General features: G+C 52.3%; 20 protein-coding genes. 13 read left to right on the top strand and 7 right to left on the bottom strand.

Going from position 1 to position 24,356, the window contains the following annotated elements:
- Nucleotides 1-6 precede the first annotated feature (6 nt).
- The 10 genes from DFP95_RS09845 (at nt 7) to DFP95_RS09800 (ending at nt 10,961) form a co-directional block, all read left to right on the top strand.
- Nucleotides 7-1,146, top strand: a complete 1,140-nt coding sequence (locus tag DFP95_RS09845) for a cysteine protease StiP family protein (protein ID WP_115992444.1) — start codon at nt 7-9, stop codon at nt 1,144-1,146.
- On the top strand, nt 1,147-1,953 hold the full coding sequence (locus tag DFP95_RS09840) for a hydrolase (RefSeq protein WP_115992443.1): 807 nt from the start codon (nt 1,147-1,149) through the stop codon (nt 1,951-1,953).
- Entirely contained in the window at nt 1,950-2,972 is a 1,023-nt protein-coding gene (locus DFP95_RS09835) for an ATP-grasp domain-containing protein (protein WP_115992442.1), read from the top strand. The genes DFP95_RS09840 and DFP95_RS09835 overlap by 4 nt, the downstream gene beginning before the upstream one ends.
- An 85-nt stretch (nt 2,973-3,057) precedes the next feature.
- A complete protein-coding gene (locus DFP95_RS09830; RefSeq protein ID WP_115992441.1) occupies nt 3,058-3,780 on the top strand; it encodes a hypothetical protein in 723 nt (240 codons plus the stop codon).
- 21 nt (nt 3,781-3,801) lie between these two features.
- Nucleotides 3,802-4,902, top strand: a complete 1,101-nt coding sequence (locus DFP95_RS09825; protein WP_115992440.1) for a toxic anion resistance protein — start codon at nt 3,802-3,804, stop codon at nt 4,900-4,902.
- A gap of 141 nt (nt 4,903-5,043) precedes the next feature.
- Nucleotides 5,044-6,798, top strand: a complete 1,755-nt coding sequence (locus tag DFP95_RS09820; RefSeq protein WP_115992439.1) for an ABC transporter ATP-binding protein — start codon at nt 5,044-5,046, stop codon at nt 6,796-6,798.
- Nucleotides 6,782-8,626: an ABC transporter ATP-binding protein gene (locus DFP95_RS09815; RefSeq protein ID WP_115992438.1), complete on the top strand. Its 1,845-nt coding sequence runs from the start codon at nt 6,782-6,784 to the stop codon at nt 8,624-8,626. The genes DFP95_RS09820 and DFP95_RS09815 overlap by 17 nt, the downstream gene beginning before the upstream one ends.
- A 342-nt stretch (nt 8,627-8,968) precedes the next feature.
- Nucleotides 8,969-9,568 (top strand): hypothetical protein, encoded by a 600-nt coding sequence (locus DFP95_RS09810; protein WP_115992437.1) that lies wholly within the window; start codon nt 8,969-8,971, stop codon nt 9,566-9,568.
- A gap of 71 nt (nt 9,569-9,639) precedes the next feature.
- Complete coding sequence (locus tag DFP95_RS09805; RefSeq protein WP_115992436.1) at nt 9,640-10,320, top strand: TIGR00266 family protein; 681 nt, start codon at nt 9,640-9,642, stop codon at nt 10,318-10,320.
- A gap of 98 nt (nt 10,321-10,418) precedes the next feature.
- Nucleotides 10,419-10,961, top strand: coding sequence for an RNA polymerase sigma factor (locus tag DFP95_RS09800; RefSeq protein WP_115992435.1), 543 nt, complete (start codon nt 10,419-10,421; stop codon nt 10,959-10,961).
- Nucleotides 10,962-11,013: 52 nt separating this feature from the next.
- Here the strand turns inward: DFP95_RS09800 and chrA are convergent, their stop codons facing one another.
- From chrA to DFP95_RS09770, 6 genes are all read right to left on the bottom strand, one after another.
- On the bottom strand, nt 11,014-11,559 hold the full coding sequence (gene chrA / locus DFP95_RS09795; protein WP_115992434.1) for a chromate efflux transporter ChrA: 546 nt from the start codon (nt 11,557-11,559) through the stop codon (nt 11,014-11,016).
- Nucleotides 11,559-12,164 (bottom strand): chromate efflux transporter ChrB, encoded by a 606-nt coding sequence (gene chrB, locus DFP95_RS09790; RefSeq protein WP_115992433.1) that lies wholly within the window; start codon nt 12,162-12,164, stop codon nt 11,559-11,561. The genes chrA and chrB overlap by 1 nt, the downstream gene beginning before the upstream one ends.
- Nucleotides 12,165-12,167: 3 nt before the next feature.
- Nucleotides 12,168-12,620, bottom strand: coding sequence for a chromate efflux transcriptional regulator ChrS (chrS, locus tag DFP95_RS09785; protein ID WP_115992432.1), 453 nt, complete (start codon nt 12,618-12,620; stop codon nt 12,168-12,170).
- Between the two features lie 827 nt (nt 12,621-13,447).
- Complete coding sequence (locus DFP95_RS09780; protein ID WP_115992431.1) at nt 13,448-16,783, bottom strand: DEAD/DEAH box helicase; 3,336 nt, start codon at nt 16,781-16,783, stop codon at nt 13,448-13,450.
- A gap of 315 nt (nt 16,784-17,098) precedes the next feature.
- Complete coding sequence (locus tag DFP95_RS09775) at nt 17,099-17,419, bottom strand: ArsR/SmtB family transcription factor (protein WP_115992430.1); 321 nt, start codon at nt 17,417-17,419, stop codon at nt 17,099-17,101.
- Between the two features lie 726 nt (nt 17,420-18,145).
- Entirely contained in the window at nt 18,146-19,306 is a 1,161-nt protein-coding gene (locus DFP95_RS09770; protein WP_115992429.1) for an ROK family transcriptional regulator, read from the bottom strand.
- Between the two features lie 153 nt (nt 19,307-19,459).
- On the opposite strand from DFP95_RS09770, the gene xylA reads away from it, so the two are divergent.
- The 3 genes from xylA to DFP95_RS09755 all read left to right on the top strand — a co-directional run bounded on the left by xylA (nt 19,460) and on the right by DFP95_RS09755 (nt 22,937).
- Nucleotides 19,460-20,776, top strand: a complete 1,317-nt coding sequence (xylA, locus tag DFP95_RS09765) for a xylose isomerase (protein WP_115992428.1) — start codon at nt 19,460-19,462, stop codon at nt 20,774-20,776.
- A gap of 98 nt (nt 20,777-20,874) precedes the next feature.
- Nucleotides 20,875-22,371: a xylulokinase gene (gene xylB / locus DFP95_RS09760; RefSeq protein WP_115992427.1), complete on the top strand. Its 1,497-nt coding sequence runs from the start codon at nt 20,875-20,877 to the stop codon at nt 22,369-22,371.
- Between the two features lie 191 nt (nt 22,372-22,562).
- Complete coding sequence (locus DFP95_RS09755; protein ID WP_245987509.1) at nt 22,563-22,937, top strand: hypothetical protein; 375 nt, start codon at nt 22,563-22,565, stop codon at nt 22,935-22,937.
- A 38-nt stretch (nt 22,938-22,975) separates the two neighbouring features.
- Here the strand turns inward: DFP95_RS09755 and DFP95_RS09750 are convergent, their stop codons facing one another.
- A complete protein-coding gene (locus tag DFP95_RS09750) occupies nt 22,976-24,235 on the bottom strand; it encodes a BaiN/RdsA family NAD(P)/FAD-dependent oxidoreductase (RefSeq protein WP_115992425.1) in 1,260 nt (419 codons plus the stop codon).
- Nucleotides 24,236-24,356: the final 121 nt, after the last annotated feature.

Here is a 24,356-nt window from a genome sequence, read left to right as displayed (position 1 = left end):
TCGACCATGAGTGACTCAGTGTTTGACGGGAAGTTGGCTCCTCCGTCCTTCATGGGCAGCTATAAGCCCGAGGATGCGGTTTTTCTGTTAAAGGATTTAAGCCATTTGGACTTGGAGCGGGGAACGGAAGACCGGGAAGAGGCGATTCAGACCGGAACCCACTACTCGGAGATGCTGCCGGTGGAATATCGGCCTTCGGAAGCCTATATCTCCTTATTCCGGGACACGCTCCGGGATACCGCAAGGCGCGTGGCGGAGGCCGTGGCCGTCGTGTCCGAGCAGATCGTGAGCAATAGAGGCACTTCCATCGTACTCGCCTCGTTAGCTAGAGCCGGAACGCCGATCGGAGTGCTGATCAAGCGGTACATTCTGGCGAATTACGGCGTGGATCTTCCTCATTACAGCATCTCGATTATCAGGGGCAAAGGAATCGACGAGAATGCCCTTAAATATATGCTGCGAGCTCATCCGGACGTCGCAATCCAATTTATCGACGGCTGGACGGGCAAAGGCGCGATCCGGAAAGTTCTGGTGCAAGCGCTCGACGGCTTCGGGAAGAAGTACGGCGCAAAGCTGAACGACGATCTTGCCGTCCTTGCGGACCCTGGACATTGCTCCGCGACGTTCGGTACCCGCGAGGATTTTCTCATTCCTAGCGCATGTCTGAACGCAACGGTATCGGGCTTGCTCAGCCGGACCGTGCTCCGGGATGATCTCATCGGCCCCGATGACTATCATGGGGCGAAGTATTACCGGGAGTGGGAGAAGGAAGACATGTCGAACGTCTTCGTCGATGCGATCGAGCCTTACTTCGATTCCGTAAAGGCCGCAGCGAAAGAGAAGGCTGAGCAACTGCTGACGTTGGATTCGGAAGCGTTGGTAACCTGGAAGGGCGAGCGGGATATTCGCCGGATTCAAAGCGATCTCGGCATCGCCGATATTAATCTAATTAAGCCGGGCGTGGGAGAAACGACAAGGGTGCTGCTGCGAAGGGTTCCTTGGAAAATTCTCGTCGACGATTTGAATAATCCGAATCTCTCCTCGATAATGCTGCTCGCAAGCGACCGCGGCGTTCCCGTCGAGGTGTATCCGAATTTGACTTATTCATGCTGCGGTATCATCAAGCCGCTAAGGGAGGAACAATAGTTGATCTTCGCCTGCGATTTGGATCAAACGCTCATCTACTCCCGGAACTCGATGGGACCTGTCGACGCTGAGCAATTGGTACCCGTCGAGAGAATAGACGGCCAGTATCATTCGTTCATGACCCGGACGGCTTACGAGAACTTGCAAGAACTAAGCGAACGGCTGCTATTCGTACCGGCGACTACGAGAATTACGGAACAGTATCGGAGGATATTCGGCTTGACCGAAGGAGTCCGATACCGATACGCGATCGTAAGCAACGGGGGGCAAGTCTTTATCGACGGAAAGCCGGATTTGGACTGGGAAAGCTCGGTTCGCCGGACCGTAAGGACGAATTGCGCCGAGAGCCTCGAAATCAAGCAGGCGTTCGATCGGCTGGTCTCGGAGGAGTGCGTCGTTAAATCGAGCTATTGCGACGATCTATTCTATTCGATCGTCGTGAATCGGGATTTGCTTCCCCCGAATCTCATGGCGGAATTGGCGACTATGCTGACCGGACTCGGATGGAGCTGCTCGTTGCAAGGCCGCAAAATTTACCTCGTGCCCGATCATGTCACCAAGGGAGCCGCGGTCCAATACGTGAAGGAGCTCTCCGGCGCGCTCAGCGTATTCGCCGCGGGAGACAGCTTGCTGGACGAAAGCATGTTAACCATCGCGGACGAAGCCATGGCGCCGAAACACGGAGAGCTATTCCGGAAATACGGGAACCATGACCGCATTCGATTTACGGAGCGCTCGGGAATCAGGGCATCCGAGGAAATACTGGAGTACCTGACGAATCGGATGGAGGTAAGAAGCGCGTTATGACGAACATTTATTTAAACCGCTGGTTTTCCGTTTCGTACCACTACATGAACATGATCCGGGACAATCCCGACGGGAAGCGGTTCACCTTCTACGGCACTCATCCGGATATTAATCATTTATCGCTGCAGGCTTGCGATTATTGGGAACAGGAGCCGGTTCTGCACGGTACGGAATACGTCGACTACGCGGTCGATTTCTGCCGTCGCAACAAGATCGATATTTTTATCCCGCGGCTTAAAATGCTTGAAATCGCCAAGGAAGCGCACCGGTTCGACGCGATCGGTACGAAGGTTATGGTATGCCGCGACGTGGAGTTACTCGAGAGTTTATTGGAGAAGGATAAATTTTACGAGTCGTTGCAAGGCACGGGAGTCGTTCCGATTCCCGAATATTTCGTCGTGGAGAACGCTCGGCAATTCAAGGACGCTTACGAGACTCTTGTCGCGGGCGGACATAAGGTATGCTTCAAGCCGACGGATTCGGAAGGCGGCATGGGCTTCCGCATTATCGACAACGAGATGGACGCATTGGCAAATCTATATAGCTGGGTAAGCTTGTCCGTGCCGTTCGAACAGGCCTACCGCACGTTGTCGTCGGTCGAGAATTTTCCCAAGCTCATGGTGATGGAGTTGCTGGAAGAGGACGAGTTCAGCATCGATTGCTTGTCCGATTCCGATGGGAAGCTGCTCGTCGCCGTGCCGAGAAGGAAATCCACGGGCCGCATCTATGTTATGGACGACATTCCGGAGCTTACCGATATCGCGAGGAAAGTGGCGGACAGATGCCGGATACCGTTCGTGTTCAACATTCAGGTGAAGTATAACAAAGGCGTTCCGAAGCTGCTAGAGATTAACCCGAGAATGTCGGGAGGATTGTTCATCACCTGCCTGACCGGAGTAAACATGCCCTACCTTGCGGTAAAGACGATCCAAGGGCAAGCTTTCGAGCCGCCGATCCCGGAATTCGGAGTTAAAGCGAGCTACCTCGAGCTGCCGATCGTAATGAAGGATAGGGAATAATTAGGATATAAATTGACGAGAGCTATCGAAAACCATAAACTTAAACCTATAGATCGTAGATCGCATGACAGGAGGTACGCATAACTTGCTTCGTTCAAAATGGGGGCTTGCCTCCGTAATCATCGGTTATGTCGCCGGTTTAATTGCTGAAAAATGGTTTCTTCCCGTGTCCGTCGCGTTGATTTTCCCTATACTGGGCACGATGCTGGCATCGGTGATCCGTCAGGCCGAGCTCAAAGTAGCCAAGCTAGCCGCAGAGCGTGAGGCTGCCAACGCCGGTCAGAACAGCGTACCGCCGCAGTCGCCGAACACCCGGACGATCGACGCGCCGGTGGCGTCTTCCGGTTCTTCTGCACCCGTTTCTCCCTCGTCGCAGGAACGGGCGACCGGCCAGAAGACGACCAATCTGGGCTCCGAATGGGATCAGATCATCGAATATATCGGAACGATCGAGGATATGGTGCTGCTCGAAGGAGAGAAGAACAATCTCGATAACGAGATTGTCCAGCGCACGCTTTCATTGCTCGTCAGGCTGAACCGGATCATCCCGCAGCTCGTCGCTTTCAACAACGGGGATATCAACCATAAGATTCAGCGACTGGTCTTGAAGGATTTGAATGGGGCGATTAATCCGTTTATTCACTTGAGCGGGGAAGCCAAGCGGCAAAATCGCAGAATTCTATTGAACAGCATCAGGGATATCGACAATCAGATTTCCACCTACACGAGCTTTATCGAGCAGAAGGACCTCATGGAGCTGAAAAACAAGGCCGAGCTCATCCATCAAAGATACGGCGCAAGAAACTAAACCTACGAGGAGGATTTAAGCATGAGTACGCAAGCCATACTGCTCAAGGATTCAGACACGGCTAAGGTTCAACAGGAAGCGCAAGCTACGATTCAACGCATTTCGTCTACGGACTCCGCGCAATTGGATTCCCTGATGGACGAAATCGGCAGAATGGGCCAGAAAACGATGGAGAAGGCGGGACACAATCTCACCTTGCTGGAGCGTCCGCTGAACGATTTGCTAGGCGGCAAACGCTCGGAGATCGCGGGCAACATCATGAAGCTCCGCAACGAAGTCGACGACCTGAATCGCAGCAAGGACTTATCGCTCATGCAGAAGATTCTTCGCAAGACGCCGATCAAGAACTATATCATGAAATACCAGTCGGTAAGGACGAACGTGCAGGCGATCATATCCTCCTTGCGTAACGGTAAAGATACGTTGGAAGAGAACATCGTGCACATGCGCAATCTGAAGCAGATGTGTCTCCAGGAAATGTACAACGTCCAACAAAGAATCGAGCTTGGCAACCAGCTTAGGGTTCTGTTCGAACAGGAAATCGCCAAGCCGGAGAACGAGCATCGGAAGACGCAGCTGGAGCGCGGTTTGCGCAAAGTCGTAACCCGGATTCAATCTCTTACCGAGATGATCATGCTTTATCAGCAAGCGATTGCCGGCTCCGATATCATCAACGACAACAACGACAAGCTCATCGATTCGGTCGACGCTACGATCGACAAGACGCAGCACTTGATCACCGTATCCGCGATGATCGCGACCGCGTTGGACGATCAAGTGAAAGTCATCGACGCGGTTAACGCCACGAACGAGATGCTCGGCAAGCAATTCGCGGAGAACGCGCGCTTGTTGAACGAGACGACGCAGAAGACGACGGAAGCGATGACGAAGTCCTCCATGTCGATGGAGCAAATCAATCAAGCGATGAACGATTTGACCTCGGCCATCACGCGTTGCGAGGAGTCTAATCGTTCGATTATCACGGCCGCGACGGAGCAAACGACCCGCATGCAGGAGATTAACAAGCAGATGGGCCAGCGTCTAGGCCTGCAGACCGGATCGAGCGCTTCGTCTGCTCCGGCCGCTATCCAAGAGCCTGCTATTTCAAGTCTTTTGGACTAATTCATAAACGACAGGTAGAAGTATTGTACAGAAGTGAGGTACAGTATCCTTCTACCGGTCAATCGGAGGCATTTCTTCCTAACCGGAGGCATGTCTCCTTTTTTAGTCTAAATTACAGGATGAGAGGATGGGATCCGACCGTTGAAGAAAAAACGGTTATTGCTTGAGTTTATCCGTTCCACTTGGTATATCTATTTGTCGTCGGTAATGTTGCATATGGTTGCAAGCGTTATTTACGTGTTTTTCCCGCATGTGCTCGGAGAGTTCACGGATTTGTTGAAGGGCGGGCAGATGACAGGAGCGGATATCGTTCATTACAGTTGGCTGCTACTGGCTATCGGCGCGGGACATGCGATTCTGGGAGGCGTCGGCCAGTATCTGGTCATGTACGTGGGGCGGCTGTTCGAGTTCATGACCAGAAGGAGACTGTTCACCCATTTTACCGGATTAAGCGAGCACTTTCATTCCCGCAACGGCGTCGGCAAGCTACTCAGTTACTTTATGAATGATGTGACGAGCGTTAGGGAATCCATCTCGATGGGCGTTAATCAGACAGCAATGGCTACGATGCTTTTCGTTTCCAGTATTGTAGCGATGGTTGTCAGCGGCATTCCGACCTACCTGATTATGGCCTCCGTCGGGCCGCTTATTCTTATTCCATGGATCGTTACGAAATTCGGCCCGGCCATTCGCAAACGATCTATGCGCGTTCAGGAAGCGCTCGGAACGATGACCGAGTCGGCGGAGGAGCAATTCGGCGGCATTCGCGTAACGAAGAAATTCGCGGTCGAGCCCATCATGATCGGACGATTCGAAGCGACGGTAGACCGGATTCGCGACAATCAACTGAAGCTGGTTCGTCTATCCTCCTTGTTTCAGGCCCTTGTTCCGTTCCTTGGCTCGATTTCGTTGGTCGTGGCCATTGCTTACGGAGGATACCTGACGATCGAAGGTAAGATTACGCTAGGAAATTTCGTCGCTTTAACGCTTTACGTTCGCATGCTCATGAATCCGCTCCAACAAATAGGCAACGTCATTAACACGATGCAACGCTCGAGAGCCTCGTTGGAGAGGTTAAACGAATTATTGGCCAAGATGCCCGATATCGTAGAGAGTAAAGACGCTGTGCACGCCGACTTGTCGACTGCCGAAATCCGTATTCGCGGACTCACGTTCACGTACCCGGAGGAGCAGAAAGAAGCTCTAAGCAACATTGACTTAGACATTAAGCCAGGTACGACCTTAGGTATCGTGGGACGAACCGGCAGCGGCAAGACAACGCTCGTGAAGCTCTTGCTTCGCGTATACGATCCGCCAGCCGGAACGATCTTTGCCGACGAGCGCGACATCCGGGAGCTTACGCTGGATAGCTTGCGAACTCAGATCGCTTACGTACCGCAGGATGGATTTCTATTCAGCACGACGATTCGCGAGAATATCGCTTTTTCCCGAAGGGACTCGGGGCTTGAAGAGGTCGAGAACGCGGCTAAACAAGCCCAAATCTACGGCAACATCGTCGAATTTCCGGAACGGTTCGAGACGAAGCTCGGCGAGCGAGGCGTCACTTTGTCCGGAGGACAAAGACAACGCACCAGCTTGGCGAGGGGGATGCTTAAGAATGCACCGGTCATGATTCTGGACGATAGCGTGAGCGCCGTCGACGCGGTGACGGAAACGGACATCATCCATACGATTCGCGAGGAACGGGCCGGCAAGACGACGATTCTGATCGCTCATCGGATAAGTGCCCTGAAACACGCGGACGAGATCGTCGTGTTGGACAGGGGAGCGATCGTGCAAAGAGGTACGCACGAGGAGTTGTTGTCTCAACCGGGCATATACGCGACGATTCATGCCATTCAAGAGGAGGGAAGCCAACATGCCTCAAGCCATTAATAACTGGCAGATGGACCAGAAGGCCGACCTTGGCAAGGCTCCGAAACCGGAATACCGCTCTGCCTTCCGAACGCTTGCCTCCTACTCGAAGCCGCATCGGTTTACTTTTTTCCTTGTGTTCATCTGTACGATTATCGCCATCTCCGCGGAACTATTTCAACCTTATCTAGTTAAGATCGCGATCGACGATAATTTGATGGTCGGGAAGAACGACTTCGGTAGTCTAATCGCCATCTGCGCGATTTACTTAGGCTTGTCCTTATCGGGCTTATTGTTCACTTACCTGCAAAATAATCTGCTGCAGTTTGCCGGGCAGAGCATAGTAGCGCGAATTCGGAAGCAACTGTTCGAGCATATCACGAAGCAATCGATGTCGTATTTCGATAAGACGCCGAACGGCAGCTTGATTACGCACGTGTCAAGCGATACCGAAGCTCTCAATCAATTTTTCAACCAAGTTCTGCTTAGCTTGCTGCGCGACGGTCTTACGCTGGTCCTCATTCTGGCGATGATGTTCCAGCTCGATGCAACGCTAGCTACCTATTGCTTGATCTTGTTGCCGATTATCGCTATTATCGCTATTTCGTTCCGTACCTTCATGCGCAAAACGTATCAGATGGCCAGAACCCGGCTTTCCCGTCTGATCGCGTTCGTTGCGGAGAATCTATCGGGAATGAACCTTATACAGGCGTTCCATCAGGAGAAGGAGCAGGAAAAGCAATTCAAAGAAAGAAACGAATCGTATTTCCAAGCCAATATTCGCGAAATCCGGACGAACGTTCTGTTCAACAGGTCGTTCGATATTCTGAGCAACCTGTCGATTGCTTTCGTTACTTGGGTCGGAGGGAAGGCCGTTCTGGGCGAAGGGTTGGAATTCGGCATTCTCTATGCTTTCATAACGTATATTCGCCAGTTTTTCCAACCGATAAATACGATCACCCAGCAGTGGAACACGCTTCAATCCGCGACTGTGGCCGTTAGCCGAATTTGGGGGATCTTCGATGTCAGTCCCGAAGTGGCTGATAAGCCGGAAACATTAAGCCTCCGCAAGGAAGACGTAAAGGGCAAACTCGATTTCAACCGGGTTTCCTTCGCGTACGAGAGCGGGACGCCGGTCATTCGCGAGCTCGAACTGCATGTGCGTCCGGGTGAAATGCTCGGAATCGTCGGCACGACGGGTGCGGGAAAAAGCTCCTTGATCAGCTTGTTATGCCGCTTCTACGACGTGCAGGAAGGCGATATTCTCATCGATGGCATCGATATCCGCGAGCTCCCGCAGTCGGAGCTGCATCGGATCGTGGGCCTCGTTCAACAGGAGCCTTATCTATACGCGGGGAGCATCGTGGACAACGTGCGCATGTTCGATGGGACGATCTCGAAGGAAACCGTCGTGCGCGCATGCGAGTTCGTCAGGGCCGACCCGCTTATTCGCCGTATGAAGGACGGCTACGAGACGACCTTATCTGAACGGGGGAGCGGGTTGTCGGCCGGTGAACGGCAGCTGATTTCTTTTGCTCGCATCATCGTTTTCCAGCCGCGGATCCTTATTCTCGACGAGGCGACCGCGAATCTGGATTCCCATACGGAGCAATTGATTCAACAGGCTCTCCACGCCGTTTCCAAAGGCAGAACTACTCTTGTCATTGCGCATCGTCTGTCGACGATCATGCAAGCGGACCGTATTCTCGTCATGAAGCAAGGGGAGATCGCGGAGCAAGGAACGCATGAAGAACTGATTCGCTTACAGGGAGTATACGAGGAGCTGTACCGGCATTCCCAGGGTGAACAAAATGATGAGGGGAAGATAGCAAACTCATCGTTGCGTTGATTAAAGCCGGTTAACTCAAACAAATCCAACACATACGCCACCGCGGCAAATCCCTTCCCATCATCGCGAGCAATCGTCATATTTTCTCTATCAGACGGATAGACTAAGACTATGAATATCGATAGATATCCGATCTCATAGGAGATGATTGACCGTGGTTATGAGCTGGGTCATAGGATTGGGCATCCTCGTACTGATCGTCGTGGCAAGCAGCGAGAAGGCGGAGTCGATTATGCAGCTATCGGAGGAGTAAGGAAATCCTCCCAAGATGTTCAAAACCCTCCCGATTTGGTACTATATTTACTAATAGTAGACATCGCTCTTCGGGAGGAGAAGCAAGCTTTGGAATTTACCTTTGAAATCTTGGATTCCTCGACGATAAACGTTCGTTTTAATTACGGGGGAGAATGGTTCGAATTTAATTTGTTCCATAAGGAAAATCAATGGATTCTGCACCCTTTCGACGCAAGCTTGTTGGGCAATCCGGAGATGTGCAGGCTCGTTATCGCGGATTTGTTGGCGAACAAGCCCTTCCAGGTGATGTTGGCGAAGGAACGGATCATGCTCGGGCAACTGAGAACGTCCGTCGATGTATCCGGGACTCGGGAGCGGGAACGGGAACGGAATCAGGATCGTATCGGCGGGGGAAGATTCGACGATTACGAAGAGTCGCAAGCTACGGATTCACTGGACGAATGGATCAGAAGCCATACTTTCGAGGAGATATTGACTCAGGAGCTGCAAGGAATCGAACAAAGGCTCCAAGTTTTCAATACTTTGCTTCAGAAGATGTTCTATGAAAATTTAGGTCCCGGAAACGTAGAATTCGATAAAATACAAGAGATTACCCGAATCTACAAGGAAGCCTCGGGCAGGGTAAGCGGGTTGTTAGACCCGGACGACCCGATAAGGGACGGGAAAACGGATCGCAGAAGATTCTAGCAGTCATGGAAATCATGGAAGAATTAAATGACATAAAAGATATATGATGCTAATGATATGGAGGACCGACGATGAAACACGAAGTTCTGTACCAAGGTGCATTTGCTTTGTTAAAAGTTCACATGAATCCCGGTGATACCATTAAAGCCGAATCCGGCGCTATGGTATCGATGTCCCCGAACGTCGACGTCAAAGGAACGATGGATGGCGGTATTATGGCGGGACTAGGAAGAATGCTAAGCGGCGAGACGTTCTTCTTCCAGGAATTATCCGCGAATAGGGGCGGCGGCGAGGTGCTGCTGGCACCGGCTTCGATAGGGGACATCCAATCGGTCGAGCTTGACGGTTCCTATCGTTTGTTCGTGCAGAAGGACGGTTTCCTGGCAGCGACCAGCGGAATCCAGGTCAACACGAAAATGCAAAATCTAAGCCGCGGTCTTCTATCCGGCGAAGGCTTCTTCATCATCGAGATAAGCGGGACAGGCACGGTTTTCCTTTCCTCATACGGCGCTATACACGCGATCAATCTCGAGCCCGGCGAAGAGAGAATTATCGATAACGGACATTTGGTGGCATGGCCGGATTATGTCCATTATACGATCGAGAAAGCTTCCAAAGGTTGGTTCTCGAGCATTACGAGCGGCGAAGCTTTGGTATGTCGATTCCGCGGCGAAGGAATCGTGCTCGTGCAGACCCGCAATCCTGCCGGATTCGGCAGTTGGATCAAGAAATTCATCCCCGGATCCCGTTAATTGCGTAGGTTCTGCGAATTTTCTGTGAATTGCAAACAGACAAGCTCTGTTTTGTTATAATAGGGATATTGAGGTTCACAGGGAAGAGGTGCAAACCTATGGATATGCAGAACACGGTCGGCAGGGGCATCCCCATTGTCTCCTATGAGCAAATGTTCGAGCATTACAAGGATAAAATATTCAGCTTCGCTTGGAAGATCCTGCGGAGCAAGATGGATAGCGAAGAGGCGGTCCAGGAGACGTTTCTTAAGCTATACGTTAACTTCGAGAGACTGGATCCCGCGGGATCGGTTTCCTCGTTGATTTTTACGACGACCAAGAACATTTGCATAGATATTCTGCGCAAAAGAAAAACGAAGCTTACGCTCTCCCATCCGATGATGAAGCATGAAGGCTGGGAGGATCAAGCGACCGAGTCGCAGAGACCCGAAGATCTGCTCATTATGAAGGAAGCTTCGGAAAGCATGATCGAGGCGATCGAGAAGCTTCCTAAAGCTTATAGGCTGATGGTTTACCAGCGTTATATGCTGGACATGTCCATGGAGGAAATCGTGGAGATGAACCATGTCAAGATGAACACGGTGAAGTCCCGCCTGAAGCGGGGCAGGGATTTGCTCAAGAAGCATATGGAGAAAAGATAAGAGAAAGCCGAGAATGTCCGGTGTATGCGACCGGAACTTCTCGGCTTTTCCTTTATACGGGAATATGAGGGACGACCAGTCCTCCATAGATGAACGCGCAGAGGATGACGAACGCGGGATGGATCTTCTTCTTCTCCATAGCCCATAACGCGACCGCTGCTATGATTAGCGCTTGCCAAATGCCAAGAGAATCGATGGAGGTTTGGCCCATCTTCCATGTTAGCAGCAGCATGAGGATCGCGATGACCGGCTGCACGAGAAGGGTCATGCCCTTGACGACCGAGGACTGCCGGAATCGTTGCATGATCTTAAGCAATACGATGAGCGCGACGGCCGACGGAACGACGGTAGCGATTAATGCGATCGCAATGCCGGCAATGCCCGCGACATCGTAACCTACGAAGGCTGCGATCTTGGTGGTGATCGGGCCGGGTAACGTGTTGCCGAGCGCCAGAATATTGGAGAATTCATGGTCGGAGGTCCACCGGTAATGAGTCACGATTTCTTGGTACAAGAGAGGGATGGAAGCGGGACCGCCACCGTAGCCAAGAGCGTTCGACAGGAAGAACCCGAGAAACAAATCGATCAAGTCTTTCATTAGGCATCACCTTCGACTTTCTTGACCTTCGGCTTGAAGCGGCCGATGACCCGAAAGTGTACGGCACCGTAAGCCAGGAACAGAACGATGACGATCGCCGGATGAACGGGGACGAGCTGCAGGAGAACGAAAGAGACGGCGCAAAAGACGACGACCATGATCTTGCCGAGTCCTTTGTAAGCTCTTTTGGCGAATTCGTAGGCCATGACGCCGAGCATAACGGAGATAACGGGCATGACCGCGACGATCATCCCTTGCACGACTGCGGAATTGCTTAAGTATTCGACGAAGGAGAGCAAGCAAATCATGGCGACGGCGGATGGCAGGATATGCGTTAGTAACGCGACGATGGAGCCAAGAATTCCTTTGCGCCTGTAACCCAAATAAGCGGCCATCTTGGTCGCGATCGGACCGGGGAGCGCGTTGGCTATGGCGAGAATTTCGCCGAACTCGTCGTCGTCCATCCATCGATACTTGGTGACGGCTTCGTATCGAATGAGCGGGATGACGGAAGGGCCGCCTCCGTAGCCGAGGATACCCGTTTTTCCCATTGCCCACGCAAGCTCGGAGTACGGTTTATCGATCGTTTTCGTTTTATCGGCCATCTTCTACAACCTCATTCCCATTCGGCTCTTATACCGGGTAATCAGAACCTGACAATCGACGCTTACGACGCCGGTTAGCTTGTAGAGCTTGTCGTTCAAGAAAGTCTCCATCTCTTTATTGTCCGTAAATAAACCATGCATATGCAGCTTGCTCGGGCCTGTCATATGGTAGAGGCTCGTGACGGCCGGTTCGTCGGCAAGAGTGTCCGCGACGTCCTTCAGCGACTTCGGTTCGACTTCAACGTTGAAAAAGGCGGATACTGTGATGCCGATCTTCGCCGGATTGATGACCGCCGTGAATCGCTCGATGACGCCCTCCTCGGTAAGCGCGTTGATTCGAGCTTGGATCGCGACTCGGGAGAGACCGATGTCTTTGGCCAGATCGGTATAGGATATTCGTCCGTTGGCGTTCAATGCTTTAATGATCCGGCGATCGATATCGTCGATGGGGGGCATAGTCGAAATCTCCTTAAAGATGCATATTAATTACTATTGGAAAGTAATTTGTTACTTTTAATTTCTATATGTAATAATATAGTTCGAAGTAACTGCGATTTCAATGTTAGTATATTTATTTGACTGGAGATGACCGCAAGTATAACGGGGGAGATTGCCGACGCCGAAGGGAATTACTCGGTTTGGACGGGGTTTCACGAGTAACTCGCACGGATGGCCAGCTGTGGGGGGACTTACCTGGTATGGACGGTAACTTGGCACGTGAGCACCCCACTTACTCGAAAAATTCGAGCATCGCCCTCCAAAACGACCTCCAGGCTCCCCAGTTACCCGAAAAATTCGAGCATCTCTCTACAAAACAGCCTCCAGGCACTGGCCGAAAGCGGGAATTAGACGGTTTGGAAGGTTAACTCGGTGGGAAACGTCGTCGGCAGCGAGAATTAGACGGTTTGGAAGGTTAACTCGGTGGGAAACGTCGTCGGCAGCGGGAATTAGACGGTTTGGAAGGTTAATTCGGTGTGAAACGTCGTCGGCAGCGAGAATTAGACGGTTTGGAAGGTTAACTCGGTGGGAAACGTCGTCGGCGGCGGGAATTAGACGGTTTGGAAGGTTAACTCGGTGGGAAACGTCGTCGGCGGCGGGAATTAGACGGTTTGGAAGGTTAACTCGGTGGGAAACGTCGTCAGCGGGTAGAATTCGCAGGTTTGGACAATTAACTCCGCAACTCCGCACGAATGCCCACTACTAGATATTGAACAAGCTGCACAAAAACGCCAGAATGATTACTGGCGCTGTTTGCGAATTGATGGTGTCTATGCCTCATGCCTTTAACCAAGCATCAGAATTTCCCTGACTTCCTGTTCCGTCATCGTAGAGAGAGCTTCTTGTCCGGGCTGGATGACCTCGTCGATCAGATTCTTTTTCCTCTGCTGGAGCGCGTACATCTTGTCTTCCACGGTGCCTTGGGTGATGAGCCGCAGCACCTGCACGACGTTCTTCTGGCCCATGCGATGGGCGCGGTCGGCCGCTTGCTGCTCGACGGCCGGGTTCCACCAAAGATCGTACAAAATGACGGTATCGGCGCCGGTTAGATTAAGTCCGGTACCCCCGGCTTTGAGCGAGATCAGGAACAAGTCGCGCTCTCCATCGTTGAACTTGTCGCAGAGTTCGACGCGTTCGGATGACGGCGTACTGCCGTCCAAGTAGAAAAACGGAATACCTTGATAACCCAGTTCGCGCCCTATGATGCCTAGCATCTCCGTGAACTGCGAGAAGACGAGCAACCGTTTGCCGGCGCTGCGGCATTCCTCGATAATTTCCAACAGCTGCTCGAATTTGGCGGAGCTTCCTTCGTAACCTTCCACGAACAGCGCGGGATGGCAGCAGAGCTGCCGCAGCCTGGTCAAACCCGCCAGTATTTTAATCCGGTGCTTATTGAAGCCGTCCTCGTTCAAATGCTTCAAGGTTTCCTTCTGCAGCTGAGCGAGATAGGCCAAGTAGAGCTTCTTTTGCTCTGGCAGCAACTCGGAGGCTTGAAGGGACTCGATTTTGTCGGGCAATTCCTTCAGCACGTCCTTTTTCAGCCTGCGCAAGAGAAAAGGACGGATACGCTTGGCCACGGTCTCTCTCGTCAATTCGTTAAACGATCTTCTGTCCTGGAACAGCTCCGGGAAGACGGCATCGTAGATCGACCACAGTTCCTCGATGGCATTCTCGATCGGCGTCCCGGTAAGGGCGAAGCGGTAACGGGCTTGTATGCTCTTGACCGCGTGAGCCGTCTGGGTAGCATGATTCTTGAATGCCTGCGCTTCATCCAGGAAAAGCGTATGGAACGACGGATTCGCGTACGATTCGACGTCCCTGCGCAATAACGGATAAGACGTTATGAGCACATCCGTTTCGGAAAGCCGGCTAAGGATGAGCTCTCGCTCGCTTTTGCTCCCGTCTGCGATGACCGCTCGGACTTCGGGAGCGAATTTCTTCAATTCGTTACGCCAATTGTACATTAGGGAAGCGGGACATACGATGATGGCCGGCACCTTTTGAGCTCTGATTTCCGGCAACACGGAGACTAGGTAGGCGATGCTTTGCAGCGTTTTCCCCAATCCCATATCGTCCGCAAGAATGCCTCCGAAACGATAGTGGGCAAGCGTCTTAAGCCACTGATACCCGAACTTCTGATAATCTCTCAGCACGGAAGAGAGGCTGTCCGGCACGGAGAAGTCCAGATTATCGGGGTTCCTCATATTGTCTAGCAGCTTGCGAAAAGACTTGCCGAACTTGACCGCTTGTCCGTGCCTGTCGGCATCCATGACGTGGAGCCCTCGAACGATGGGGACTCGGAATTCGCTCCCCGTTAACGCGTCTTTGGGAACGCCGATTTCATTCATAAGGCGATTGATCTCTTCGTAATCGGTGTTCTCCAGAGGCAACAAGGCTCCGTTGGGCAGCTTGTAGTATCTGCGTTTCTCGTCCAGCGACTTTAAGATATGGCGAATGGCGTTCTCGGGTATACCCTCGAATTCGAATTTGATTTCTAACCAATCGGTACGTTCGTCCACGTCGATTTGTACTTTCGGAGGAGCGTTCGGAACAAACAATCTCGATTTTACCGCGGTAGTGGCGTAAACCTGAAGCAGCTTCTCGAGCTGCGGAATGATGTGGTACAGAAAATCATATTGTTCCTCTTCATCGTCCATGAAGTATCCGCTCTCGGTTTTCGCGAAATCGCTTTGCTCCATCAACTCGAGTATTCGCGCTTCCTGATCTACGTCCCGCATGAGTATGCGATCCGATCCGCGACTCTTGTTGGTTCCTTCCAGAGGGTTGAAAATGATATCGCCGTATTGGAACTCCAGTCCCGCAAGCAACCTATCCCTCAATCTGTCCAAGTAAAGCTTCGCTTTCAGCGGATGGCGTTCGATTCGTTGAGATACGGCTTCGGCGATATGGACGCTGCCTAACTTCATGAGACCCGGAATAACCTGTTCCATGAACGGTTCCATTTGCGTCGGGGCTATGATGACCTGGTTGCGGTTCGAAGCTTCGAACATTTGTTTGAGATCGGAAAGGCGTTTGCACTGATCCGTCTTCCGCTTGAGCAGCTTACCTCCGGCAAGGATGATTCCGTACGGCTCCATGACGGTTATCCGATCTAACCCTTGAACGGCTAGTCGATAGCCTTGTCCTTCTTCCGGAAGAACTCGATCGAAGTCGAACGTTAACGGGATCGATTCGTCGGAGATGCGAATGCCCACGTAGTTTTGTCCATCATGATCAAGCTGAATATTCGGAGCATCGGCAAGCAACGGATAGATGGCGTTCCAGGAGGCGGGTGGTACGAGCAGCATTCTATCCCCGCTCAGGTGATTGGCGTGAGCGGAGTAAATGCTCGACGTTTCGCGATACAGCTTCTCGTTTCGATAGATCTCGACGAGTTGCCGAATGACGGCGTCGTTGTCCTGGCTGAAGCTGTGAAGTCTAGGGTCGTAAGTAAAATGCTTGGAAAAAACATAGCTTTCCCCGCGGTTCACGCGATCGAGAAACTCCCTGATTTTCTGCACGATGTACAAACGTTTGGAACCGACCTTAAGCTCGACGCCGAACATATACTTCCGATAGCCATAAGGGAAAGGACTGATCGTGAGCTCCACGTCAAGAGTCTCCCTGTTATCGAATAATTGCCTTCGTCCGCTGCCGGGCCGGGAGGGCTTGGCAACGAATAATTCGAGCATTTCGTTGGTGATTCCTTCGTCGCTTGGAGACGATATCCCCGTCGAGGCTCTAATGGGCAAAGTTGCGTACGAACGCGGGGTTAACAAGCCTGAATTCCCGTCCAGCAGGGAGGGATAGGCGCGAACCGGCGTTTTGCCGGAGTTCTGGACATCGTGTATATTCAGCAAGGCAGCCGCGATGTGCTTGCAATATTTCGGCGACGATTCGGACGCGGGGCAGACGCACTTGGCATCTACGTCTCCGTTGACATCGATTTCGATCAAGACGCGATAGCTAACGTTTCCTTTGACGGTGGCGCGGTACACGGACGACTCTTGATCGTAATCCGTGATCGTAACATTGCCGGCCCTGTAATAGGTTTCTCCTCGTTCATAAGCAAAAGGGCCGCAGAGCAGCTTGATCACCCGTTTGGTCAGTTGGAAGCTCATGGCCTTGATCCTGCCTTTATGTGAATGAATTTACTTGCTGTAGCATCGATCTCTATATGATACCAGAAATCAGGGAGCACGGTCAGAAGGAGGATGCGGCGAAAAGGTAGAGCGAGCCGTGCGGTACGATTGACGTGGGGAAGTGAGGCGCGAGGTTAAGGGGGGGGTTCCAAAAGAAAAGAGCAATCTATGCCAAGGTGACATGAATGCTCTAGTATGGTTAGACTATGATTGCGTTTATCTAATAGAGACTAGCTTCTGTGATGATCAATGTAGCATTTAGGCTATTCCGGCGAAGTAATCTGCGGCGGTAAATTAATTCCGTCCCGGAAGTCCGGAAAGAGAAAGAAGGCGTTCCTTGCGGCCGGGCAACTGGGATAAGAAGATGCGGAGATCGGGAAAGTCGTCCAAATTCAAGGAATAGAACACCCATTGTCCGCGTTTGTCCTCTCTTACCAGACCCGCGCTCTTCAACCGGCGAAGATGCTGGCTGGCGTTAGGCTGGCTCGTGCCAAGCAACTCCACGATATCTCCGACGCACAAATCCCGTTCCTGCAGCAACCCCAGTATCGCCAATCTGGTCTTATCGCCTAGCAACTTCAACAACTCCGCCATTTCCGCCAGCTTATCGTTCATCTTCCCGACCTCTTTTCCTTAAACATTTTATGATATGGAATCATTAAATCCGTATATAACCATATATGAATTTATACCATAAAATACAAACGAGATAAAGGATGTTGCACCGATCGCGGGAAGGGATCTCTAATACCATTAACAACTAACCAATTAACCGCGTCGGAAACGTCTATTCCGCCGAAAGAGCCTCGAACCGACTAAATAGCCGTGCCTGAAACGGCTAATCCGCCGAAAGAGCCTCGAACCGACTAAATAGCCGTGCCTGAAACGGCTAATCCGCCGAAAGAGCCTCGAACCGACTAAATAGCCGTGCCTGAAACGGCTATTCCGCCGAAAGAGCCTCCAACCGACTAAATAGCCGCGCGAGGAACGGTTATTCCGCCGAAAGAGGCTCGTACCGACCAAATAGCCGCGCGAGAAACGGCTAATCCGCCGAAAGAGCCTCGAACCGACTAAATAGCCGCGCGAGGAACGGTTATTCCGCCGAAAGAGGCTCGTACCGACCAAATAGCCGCGCGAGAAACGGCTAATCCGCCGAAAGAGCCTCGAACCGACTAAATAGCCGCGCGAGGAACGGTTATTCCGCCGAAAGAGGCTCGTACCGACCAAATAGCCGCGCGAGAAACGGCTAATCCGCCGAAAGAGCCTCGAACCGACCAAATAGCCGCGCGAGGAACGGTTATTCCGCCGAAAGGATCTCTGCGCGGAAGCCGCCCGCACGCCCTACGTAGCCTTCACCCTCGAGAAGAAGCCGGCGATCGCCATCTCGGCGGCGCCCATCATGGAAGAGCGCTCGCCGAGCTCGGCGAATAGGAGCTGAACCTTGCGGAGGTGGAAACCGAGCGCCCGTTGGGTTACGGTCTGGCGAAGCACGCCTTCTAGCCAAGGACGAGCCTGGCTCATACGATTGCCGATAATGACGGCGTCGGGGTTAAAGACGTTTACGATATTGGCAATTCCGATTCCGAGGTATTCGCCGATCCCGGAGAATAGCTCCAGCACGTCTTGCCGACCTTCCCCCGCAGCCACAAGCAGACTTTCCAAGTCTTCGAATCCGAGCTCCGCGGACTGCTCCAACAAAGCCTGCTCGGAAGCGTACAGCTCCCAACAGCCGCGATTGCCGCACGCGCAGCTTCGGCCGTGCGCTTCGACGGACAGATGCCCCATTTCTCCAGAGAAACCAGAGGCTCCTTTATAGAGCGACTTATGAAGGATCAAACCCGTACCGATCCCGATTCCTACGCTGACGTAGATCAAGTTGCTGATGCTTCGGCCGGCTCCGTACTTTTGCTCGCCGAGCGCGCCCATATTCGCTTCGTTGTCGATCGTAACCGGCAGGGAAAAACGCTCCGTCAAAATCTGTTGGAGTGGAACGTCGCGCCACTTCAGATTCGGAGCGAACAAGATGGAGCCAAGGTCGTCTACGAGACCCGGCACTCCGACTCCGATGCCGACGATGCCGTAAGGGCTGGCGGGAGCTTCGGCCATCAGCGAATCAATGCATTCGCACAGTTGTTCCGCAGCTGCCCCCGGGTCGGGATGACGGAGGGAGGAGGTGCGCTCCGCGATGATATTGCCCCTTAAGTCAGCCAATACCCCCCGTATATAATTAACGCCGAGATCTATGCCGACGGCATAGCCCGACGTTGCGATAAATTCAAGCATGACGGGCTTTCGTCCCCCGCTGGATTGACCGGTTCCCGTTTCCCGTACGAGCGAACCGTCGATCAAATCCTGCACGAGACTCGATACCGTTGCTTTATTCAGTCCGGATTGCTCGGAGATTTGCGCGCGCGACAGAGGAGCTCCCCGCAAAATATACTCCAATACGATGGCCGTATTGATTCTCTTGATTAATGCTTGATCGCCCGTAGGTGTCGTCATATCGGTAAAGCGACTCCTTATTGTTAAAGTTACGATAATCATACCACATTAAGGTTTTATAAACTTAGTTTATTGGATAGACAAACTAAGTCCGGGCATGATATGCTGATCTCAGTCAAGAAAATGATATCGCTTACAGGGAGGCAACAATCAATGAGCAATTTCACTAATGTACCTAAGATTCAGTATGAAGGCCGTTCATCGAAAAACCCGTTCGCATTCAAACATTATAATCCGCAAGAAATCGTATTCGGCAAGACGATGGAAGAGCACCTGCGTTTCGCGGTGGCTTACTGGCATACATTCAACGCAAACGGCGCCGATCCGTTCGGAGCGGGCACTGCCGTGCGCGCTTGGGACTCCTTGTCCCCGCTCGATAAAGCGAAAGCTCGCGTAGAAGCGAACTTCGAGCTGCTCGAGAAACTGAACGTACCGTTCTACGCGTTCCACGATGCGGATATCGCTCCGGAAGGCGCAACTCTTACCGAAACGAACAAGAACCTTGATGTTATTGTTGCCATGCTTAAGGACTATCAGAAGTCTACGGGCAAGAAGCTGCTGTGGAACACGGTGAACCTGTTCACTAATCCTCGTTACGTTCACGGAGCAAGCACGACCAGCAACGCGGAAGTGTTCGCGTATGCCGCGGCTACGTTGAAGAAAGGTCTCGAGGTCGGCAAAGAGCTCGGCGCCGAGAATTATGTATTCTGGGGCGGCCGCGAAGGCTATGAATCCCTATTGAACACGGATCTGAAGCTAGAGTTGGACAACCTGGGCCGTTTCCTTCACATGGCGGTCGATTACGCGAAGGAAATCGGCTTCGATGCCCAATTCCTAATCGAGCCTAAGCCGATGGAGCCTTCCAAGCATCAATACGATTTCGATTCCGCTACGGCGATTTCGTTCCTGCAAACTTACGGCTTGAAAGACCATTTCAAGCTTAATATCGAAGCCAACCATGCGACGCTGGCGGGCCATACGTTCGAGCATGAACTGCGCGTTGCGCGCATTAACGGCATGTTGGGCTCTATCGACGCGAACCAAGGCGACATGCTTCTCGGATGGGATACGGACGAGTTCCCGACCGACCTCGTGTCCACGACGCTGGCCATGTTCGAGATTCTCAAGAACGAAGGCGGAATCGGCCGCGGCGGAGTGAATTTCGACGCGAAAGTACGCCGCTCGTCGTTCGAGGACGAGGATCTCTTCTTCGCCCATATCGCAGGTATGGACACGTACGCTCGCGGATTGAAAGCGGCGGCGAAGCTGATCGAAGACCGCGTGCTCGACGATATCGTAAGCAACCGTTACCGCAGCTTCAACGAGGGCATCGGCGCGGAGATCGTATCCGGTAAAGCGACGTTGAAATCTTTGGAAGCTTACGTACTGCAAGCTAAACCGATTCGCAACGAGTCGGCGCGTTTGGAGCAAATCAAAGCGACGTTGAATGACGTCATCTTCAGCGTATAAGCTAAAATTTCGAACAAGGCAGCCGATCGGCACAGCCATTCCGTCCCCCGGAAGGAACCGGCGGGACGGATTTTCATATACCGAGGAGGAAGTTTGCGATGAAATACGTCATCGGCGTTGATTTGGGCACGAGCGCGGTCAAGACTCTTCTGATCGCTCAAGACGGTACGTTGAAAGCCGAGGCTACGCGCGAATATCCGTTATATCACGAGAAGGCCGGCTGGAGCGAGCAGGATCCGGAGGATTGGGTAACGGGAACGATAGGCGCGCTAAAAGAGCTTATCGATCTTAACGGCATAACAGGCGAAGATATCGAAGGGCTGAGCTTCTCCGGGCAAATGCACGGACTCGTTCTCCTGAACGATGCCGATCGACCCGTGCGAAGAGCGATATTGTGGAACGATACGCGCACGACGGAGCAGTGCCGGGAAATCTCGCATACTTTGGGAGACAAGCTTCTCTCTGTTACCCGTAACCCCGCACTTGAAGGCTTTACCTTGCCGAAGATTCTATGGGTTAAGCAGAACGAGCCGGATATTTTCGCTCAGGCAACTCATTTTCTGTTGCCGAAAGACTACGTGCGTCTTCGCCTGACGGGAACTAAGCACATGGATCTGTCCGATGCAGCAGGGACGTTGATGTTGGATATAGCAGGCAGAAGCTGGAGCCAAGAAGTTATAGCCGCGTTCGAGATTCCGCAATCTTACTGTCCTCCGTTAGTGGAAGCGGGAGCATACGTAGGTACGCTTACGCCCGAAGTCTCTCAAGCGACCGGCTTATCGACGTCGACGCGAATATTCGCGGGAGGCGCGGACAATGCATGCGGAGCAATTGGAGCAGGCATATTAACTCCGGGATTAACCTTATGCAGCATCGGAACTTCGGGCGTCATTCTTACTTACGAAGAGGATGCCTCCGCGGATTACGCGGGGAAAGTTCACTTCTTCAACCACGGCCAAGAAAACGCGTTTTACGCGATGGGAGTCACTCTGGCGGCGGGCTATTCCCTCAGTTGGTTCCGCAATGCGTTCGCGAAAGGCGAAACGTTCGATGCTGTGCTGGACGGCGTCGGCGACATTCCCGCGGGATCTAACGGGCTGTTGTTCACGCCGTACATCGTTGGGGAACGGACTCCCCATGCGGACGCGAAAATCCGCGGCAGCTTCATCGGAATAGACGGCAGCCATACTCGGGCTCATTTTGCCCGGGCGGTTATGGAAGGCATCACTTTCTCCCTGAACGAGTCCATCGATATTTTCCGCAACGCGGGCAAGACGATCGACACGATCATATCTATCGGGGGCGGTGCCAAGAATCCGCTGTGGCTGCAGATGCAGGCGGATATTTTCCGGGCAAACGTCGTAGCGCTTACGAACGAACAGGGACCGGGCCTCGGAGCTGCCATGTTAGCCGCCGTCGGCAGCGGATGGTTCCCTACATTGGAAGCATGCGGAAAGGTATTCGTGAAGCACGATCGGGTCTATCATCCTAACGAAGCGGTCAGCGGTCAATACGAGCAACTTTTCCGGATATACCAACAAGCCTACTCGCAAACCGCGGGTCTGAACCATTCTTTGTACGCTTTCCGAAACTAGGATTATGGGATAAAATAAAAACAGGATAAAGGGTGCCTCCCTTTCCCCAGAAAACCTCCGCAATTCCCGGCCGGTAACCGGGAGGAGGTTTTTTCTTGCGGTCAAATCAAACCGATGTATCTGAGCGAGGAAGCTGGGAACCCTAAATGGGATGAATGCAGATCACCTGGCGATTGGAGAGGAGCGATTCGATGAATCATGCCGCCCTGATGTTTCAATTCTCGGATGAGTCTCAGGCGAAATTGGCCGGCGAGACGCTGATGGATTTGGGGTACGAACCGCAATTGCACGGAGGAGGACGCCTTCACATTCACGTGCAAGACGAAGATTTGACCTCTGCGCTGGAGATCGTGCAATGTTACGCGGGCCAACTACTGGAGCATGCTCCGGCAGAGGTCATATCGGTTACGGACGTTGCATACGGAATGGACGAGATTACGATTCCGGCGCATACGGTGAACGAGGATTGGTCGGAAGCCTATCAAGCGTCGAATTCCGAGCACGAGGATCAAGAGGAAACTTTCTCTCCGGACGACGGCTCTTACGACCACTTCAGCGCGACCTGAAATTTTCCGTGGGAGAGGAGAATTCAGGTTATTAAGGCTTATATTCGAGAAGCGGCATCAAGGCCAGCCGAATAACCCGTGGAGAAAGCGGCCGTTATGTTATATCCGCCGGTGTAACCATGAATGTCTAGAATTTCCCCGCAGAAATACAAGCCCCTCACCAGCTTCGACTCCATCGTTCGGGGATCGACTTCCTTCAGATTTATGCCGCCGCCGGTCACGAAAGCATCCTCGATGGACAAAGTTCCGTAAACCCTGATCGGAAATCGTTTAATCAGCTTGGCTAACAGCATCCATTCTTGTCTTGGAACGTTATCGAAGGTCAACGTGTCGGTTAACCCCGTTTTCGCCAGCAGTAGCGGTATCATTTTCTCGGGCAACGCGGATTTAAGCACGTTCTTGATCGATTTCTTAGGCTCAAGCTCCGCGAGTCTCAGCGTGTCGGCATACGTTTCGTCAAGGCTTCTCTCGGGCATTAGATCCACGGATACCTCGACGTTGCCGACTTGGAATTGCTTAAGCGCCTTCACTACGAATTGACTGCAACGCAAAGCGATCGGACCGGACACGCCGAAATGGGTGAAGATCATATCCCCTTGATGCTCGATGATTTTCTTTCCTTTCGGGCTCCATACGGAAAGGGAGACGTCGCGCAACGAAAGACCTTGAAGCTCTTTGCTAGTAATGAAGGGCTCGTTCGAAGTTAGAGGTACTTCCGTCGGGAACAGCTCCGTTATCGAATGTCCCGCTTTTTCCGCCCATGCGTATCCATCGCCCGTCGAGCCGGTCTGAGGCACGGATTTGCCTCCCGAGGCTACGATGACGGCTTGTCCATCGAGTCTCTCCCCCGATTTGAGACGTACTCCCGCAACGCTTTCCCCGTCGAATAAAATCGTATCCACCGGTGCGTTAAGCTTGATCTCCACGCCTTGCTTCCGAATTTGGCCGACCAGCGTGTCCACGACGGTTTTGGCTTTGTCCGTCACGGGAAACATTCGTCCGTTATCTTCTTCTTTCAGACGAATGCCAAGGTTCTCGAAAAAAGCGACGATATCTCTATTATCGAAATTAGCGAACGAGCTATATAGAAAACGTCCATTACCCGGAATGTGTTTAATAAGATCTTCGGTTTCTTTGTTGTTCGTTACGTTACATCTGCCCCCGCCGGATATGCCGAGCTTCCTACCTAACTTCTCGCCTTTGTCCACCAGAACGACTTTAGCGCCTTGCTTGCTTGCGGCAATGCTGGCCATTAAACCGGCGGAGCCCCCGCCTATTACGATGACATCGTATTTCATCACATAACTCCCGATCGTTTAGTTAAATAAGATTCTAACATGGGGGCTCGCAATCGCCAAATGAGATTCGGTTAACCGGCGTTGTTAATTGAAACTATATTATTCTGTTATATCTACAAAT

It is taken from the genome of Cohnella lupini (assembly GCF_003386205.1).
Taxonomy (GTDB): Bacteria; Bacillota; Bacilli; order Paenibacillales; family Paenibacillaceae; genus Cohnella; species Cohnella lupini.
Note: the sequence above shows the minus strand (reverse complement) of the source record. Positions and strands in the feature narration are given on the sequence as shown.

What these genes read in the sequence shown, in the direction of transcription:
- DFP95_RS09815 (WP_115992438.1), top strand. Translation starts at nt 6,782, where the DNA reads ATGCCTCAAGCCATTAATAACTGGCAGATGGACCAGAAGGCCGACCTT.
- DFP95_RS09825 (WP_115992440.1), top strand. Translation starts at nt 3,802, where the DNA reads ATGAGTACGCAAGCCATACTGCTCAAGGATTCAGACACGGCTAAGGTT.
- DFP95_RS09780 (WP_115992431.1), bottom strand. Translation starts at nt 16,783, where the DNA reads ATGAGCTTCCAACTGACCAAACGGGTGATCAAGCTGCTCTGCGGCCCT.
- DFP95_RS09770 (WP_115992429.1), bottom strand. Translation starts at nt 19,306, where the DNA reads ATGACGACACCTACGGGCGATCAAGCATTAATCAAGAGAATCAATACG.
- xylA (WP_115992428.1), top strand. Translation starts at nt 19,460, where the DNA reads ATGAGCAATTTCACTAATGTACCTAAGATTCAGTATGAAGGCCGTTCA.
- DFP95_RS09835 (WP_115992442.1), top strand. Translation starts at nt 1,950, where the DNA reads ATGACGAACATTTATTTAAACCGCTGGTTTTCCGTTTCGTACCACTAC.
- chrA (WP_115992434.1), bottom strand. Translation starts at nt 11,559, where the DNA reads ATGAAAGACTTGATCGATTTGTTTCTCGGGTTCTTCCTGTCGAACGCT.
- DFP95_RS09755 (WP_245987509.1), top strand. Translation starts at nt 22,563, where the DNA reads ATGAATCATGCCGCCCTGATGTTTCAATTCTCGGATGAGTCTCAGGCG.
- xylB (WP_115992427.1), top strand. Translation starts at nt 20,875, where the DNA reads ATGAAATACGTCATCGGCGTTGATTTGGGCACGAGCGCGGTCAAGACT.
- DFP95_RS09775 (WP_115992430.1), bottom strand. Translation starts at nt 17,419, where the DNA reads ATGAACGATAAGCTGGCGGAAATGGCGGAGTTGTTGAAGTTGCTAGGC.
- DFP95_RS09845 (WP_115992444.1), top strand. Translation starts at nt 7, where the DNA reads ATGAGTGACTCAGTGTTTGACGGGAAGTTGGCTCCTCCGTCCTTCATG.
- DFP95_RS09805 (WP_115992436.1), top strand. Translation starts at nt 9,640, where the DNA reads ATGAAACACGAAGTTCTGTACCAAGGTGCATTTGCTTTGTTAAAAGTT.
- DFP95_RS09800 (WP_115992435.1), top strand. Translation starts at nt 10,419, where the DNA reads ATGGATATGCAGAACACGGTCGGCAGGGGCATCCCCATTGTCTCCTAT.
- DFP95_RS09750 (WP_115992425.1), bottom strand. Translation starts at nt 24,235, where the DNA reads ATGAAATACGATGTCATCGTAATAGGCGGGGGCTCCGCCGGTTTAATG.
- chrB (WP_115992433.1), bottom strand. Translation starts at nt 12,164, where the DNA reads ATGGCCGATAAAACGAAAACGATCGATAAACCGTACTCCGAGCTTGCG.
- chrS (WP_115992432.1), bottom strand. Translation starts at nt 12,620, where the DNA reads ATGCCCCCCATCGACGATATCGATCGCCGGATCATTAAAGCATTGAAC.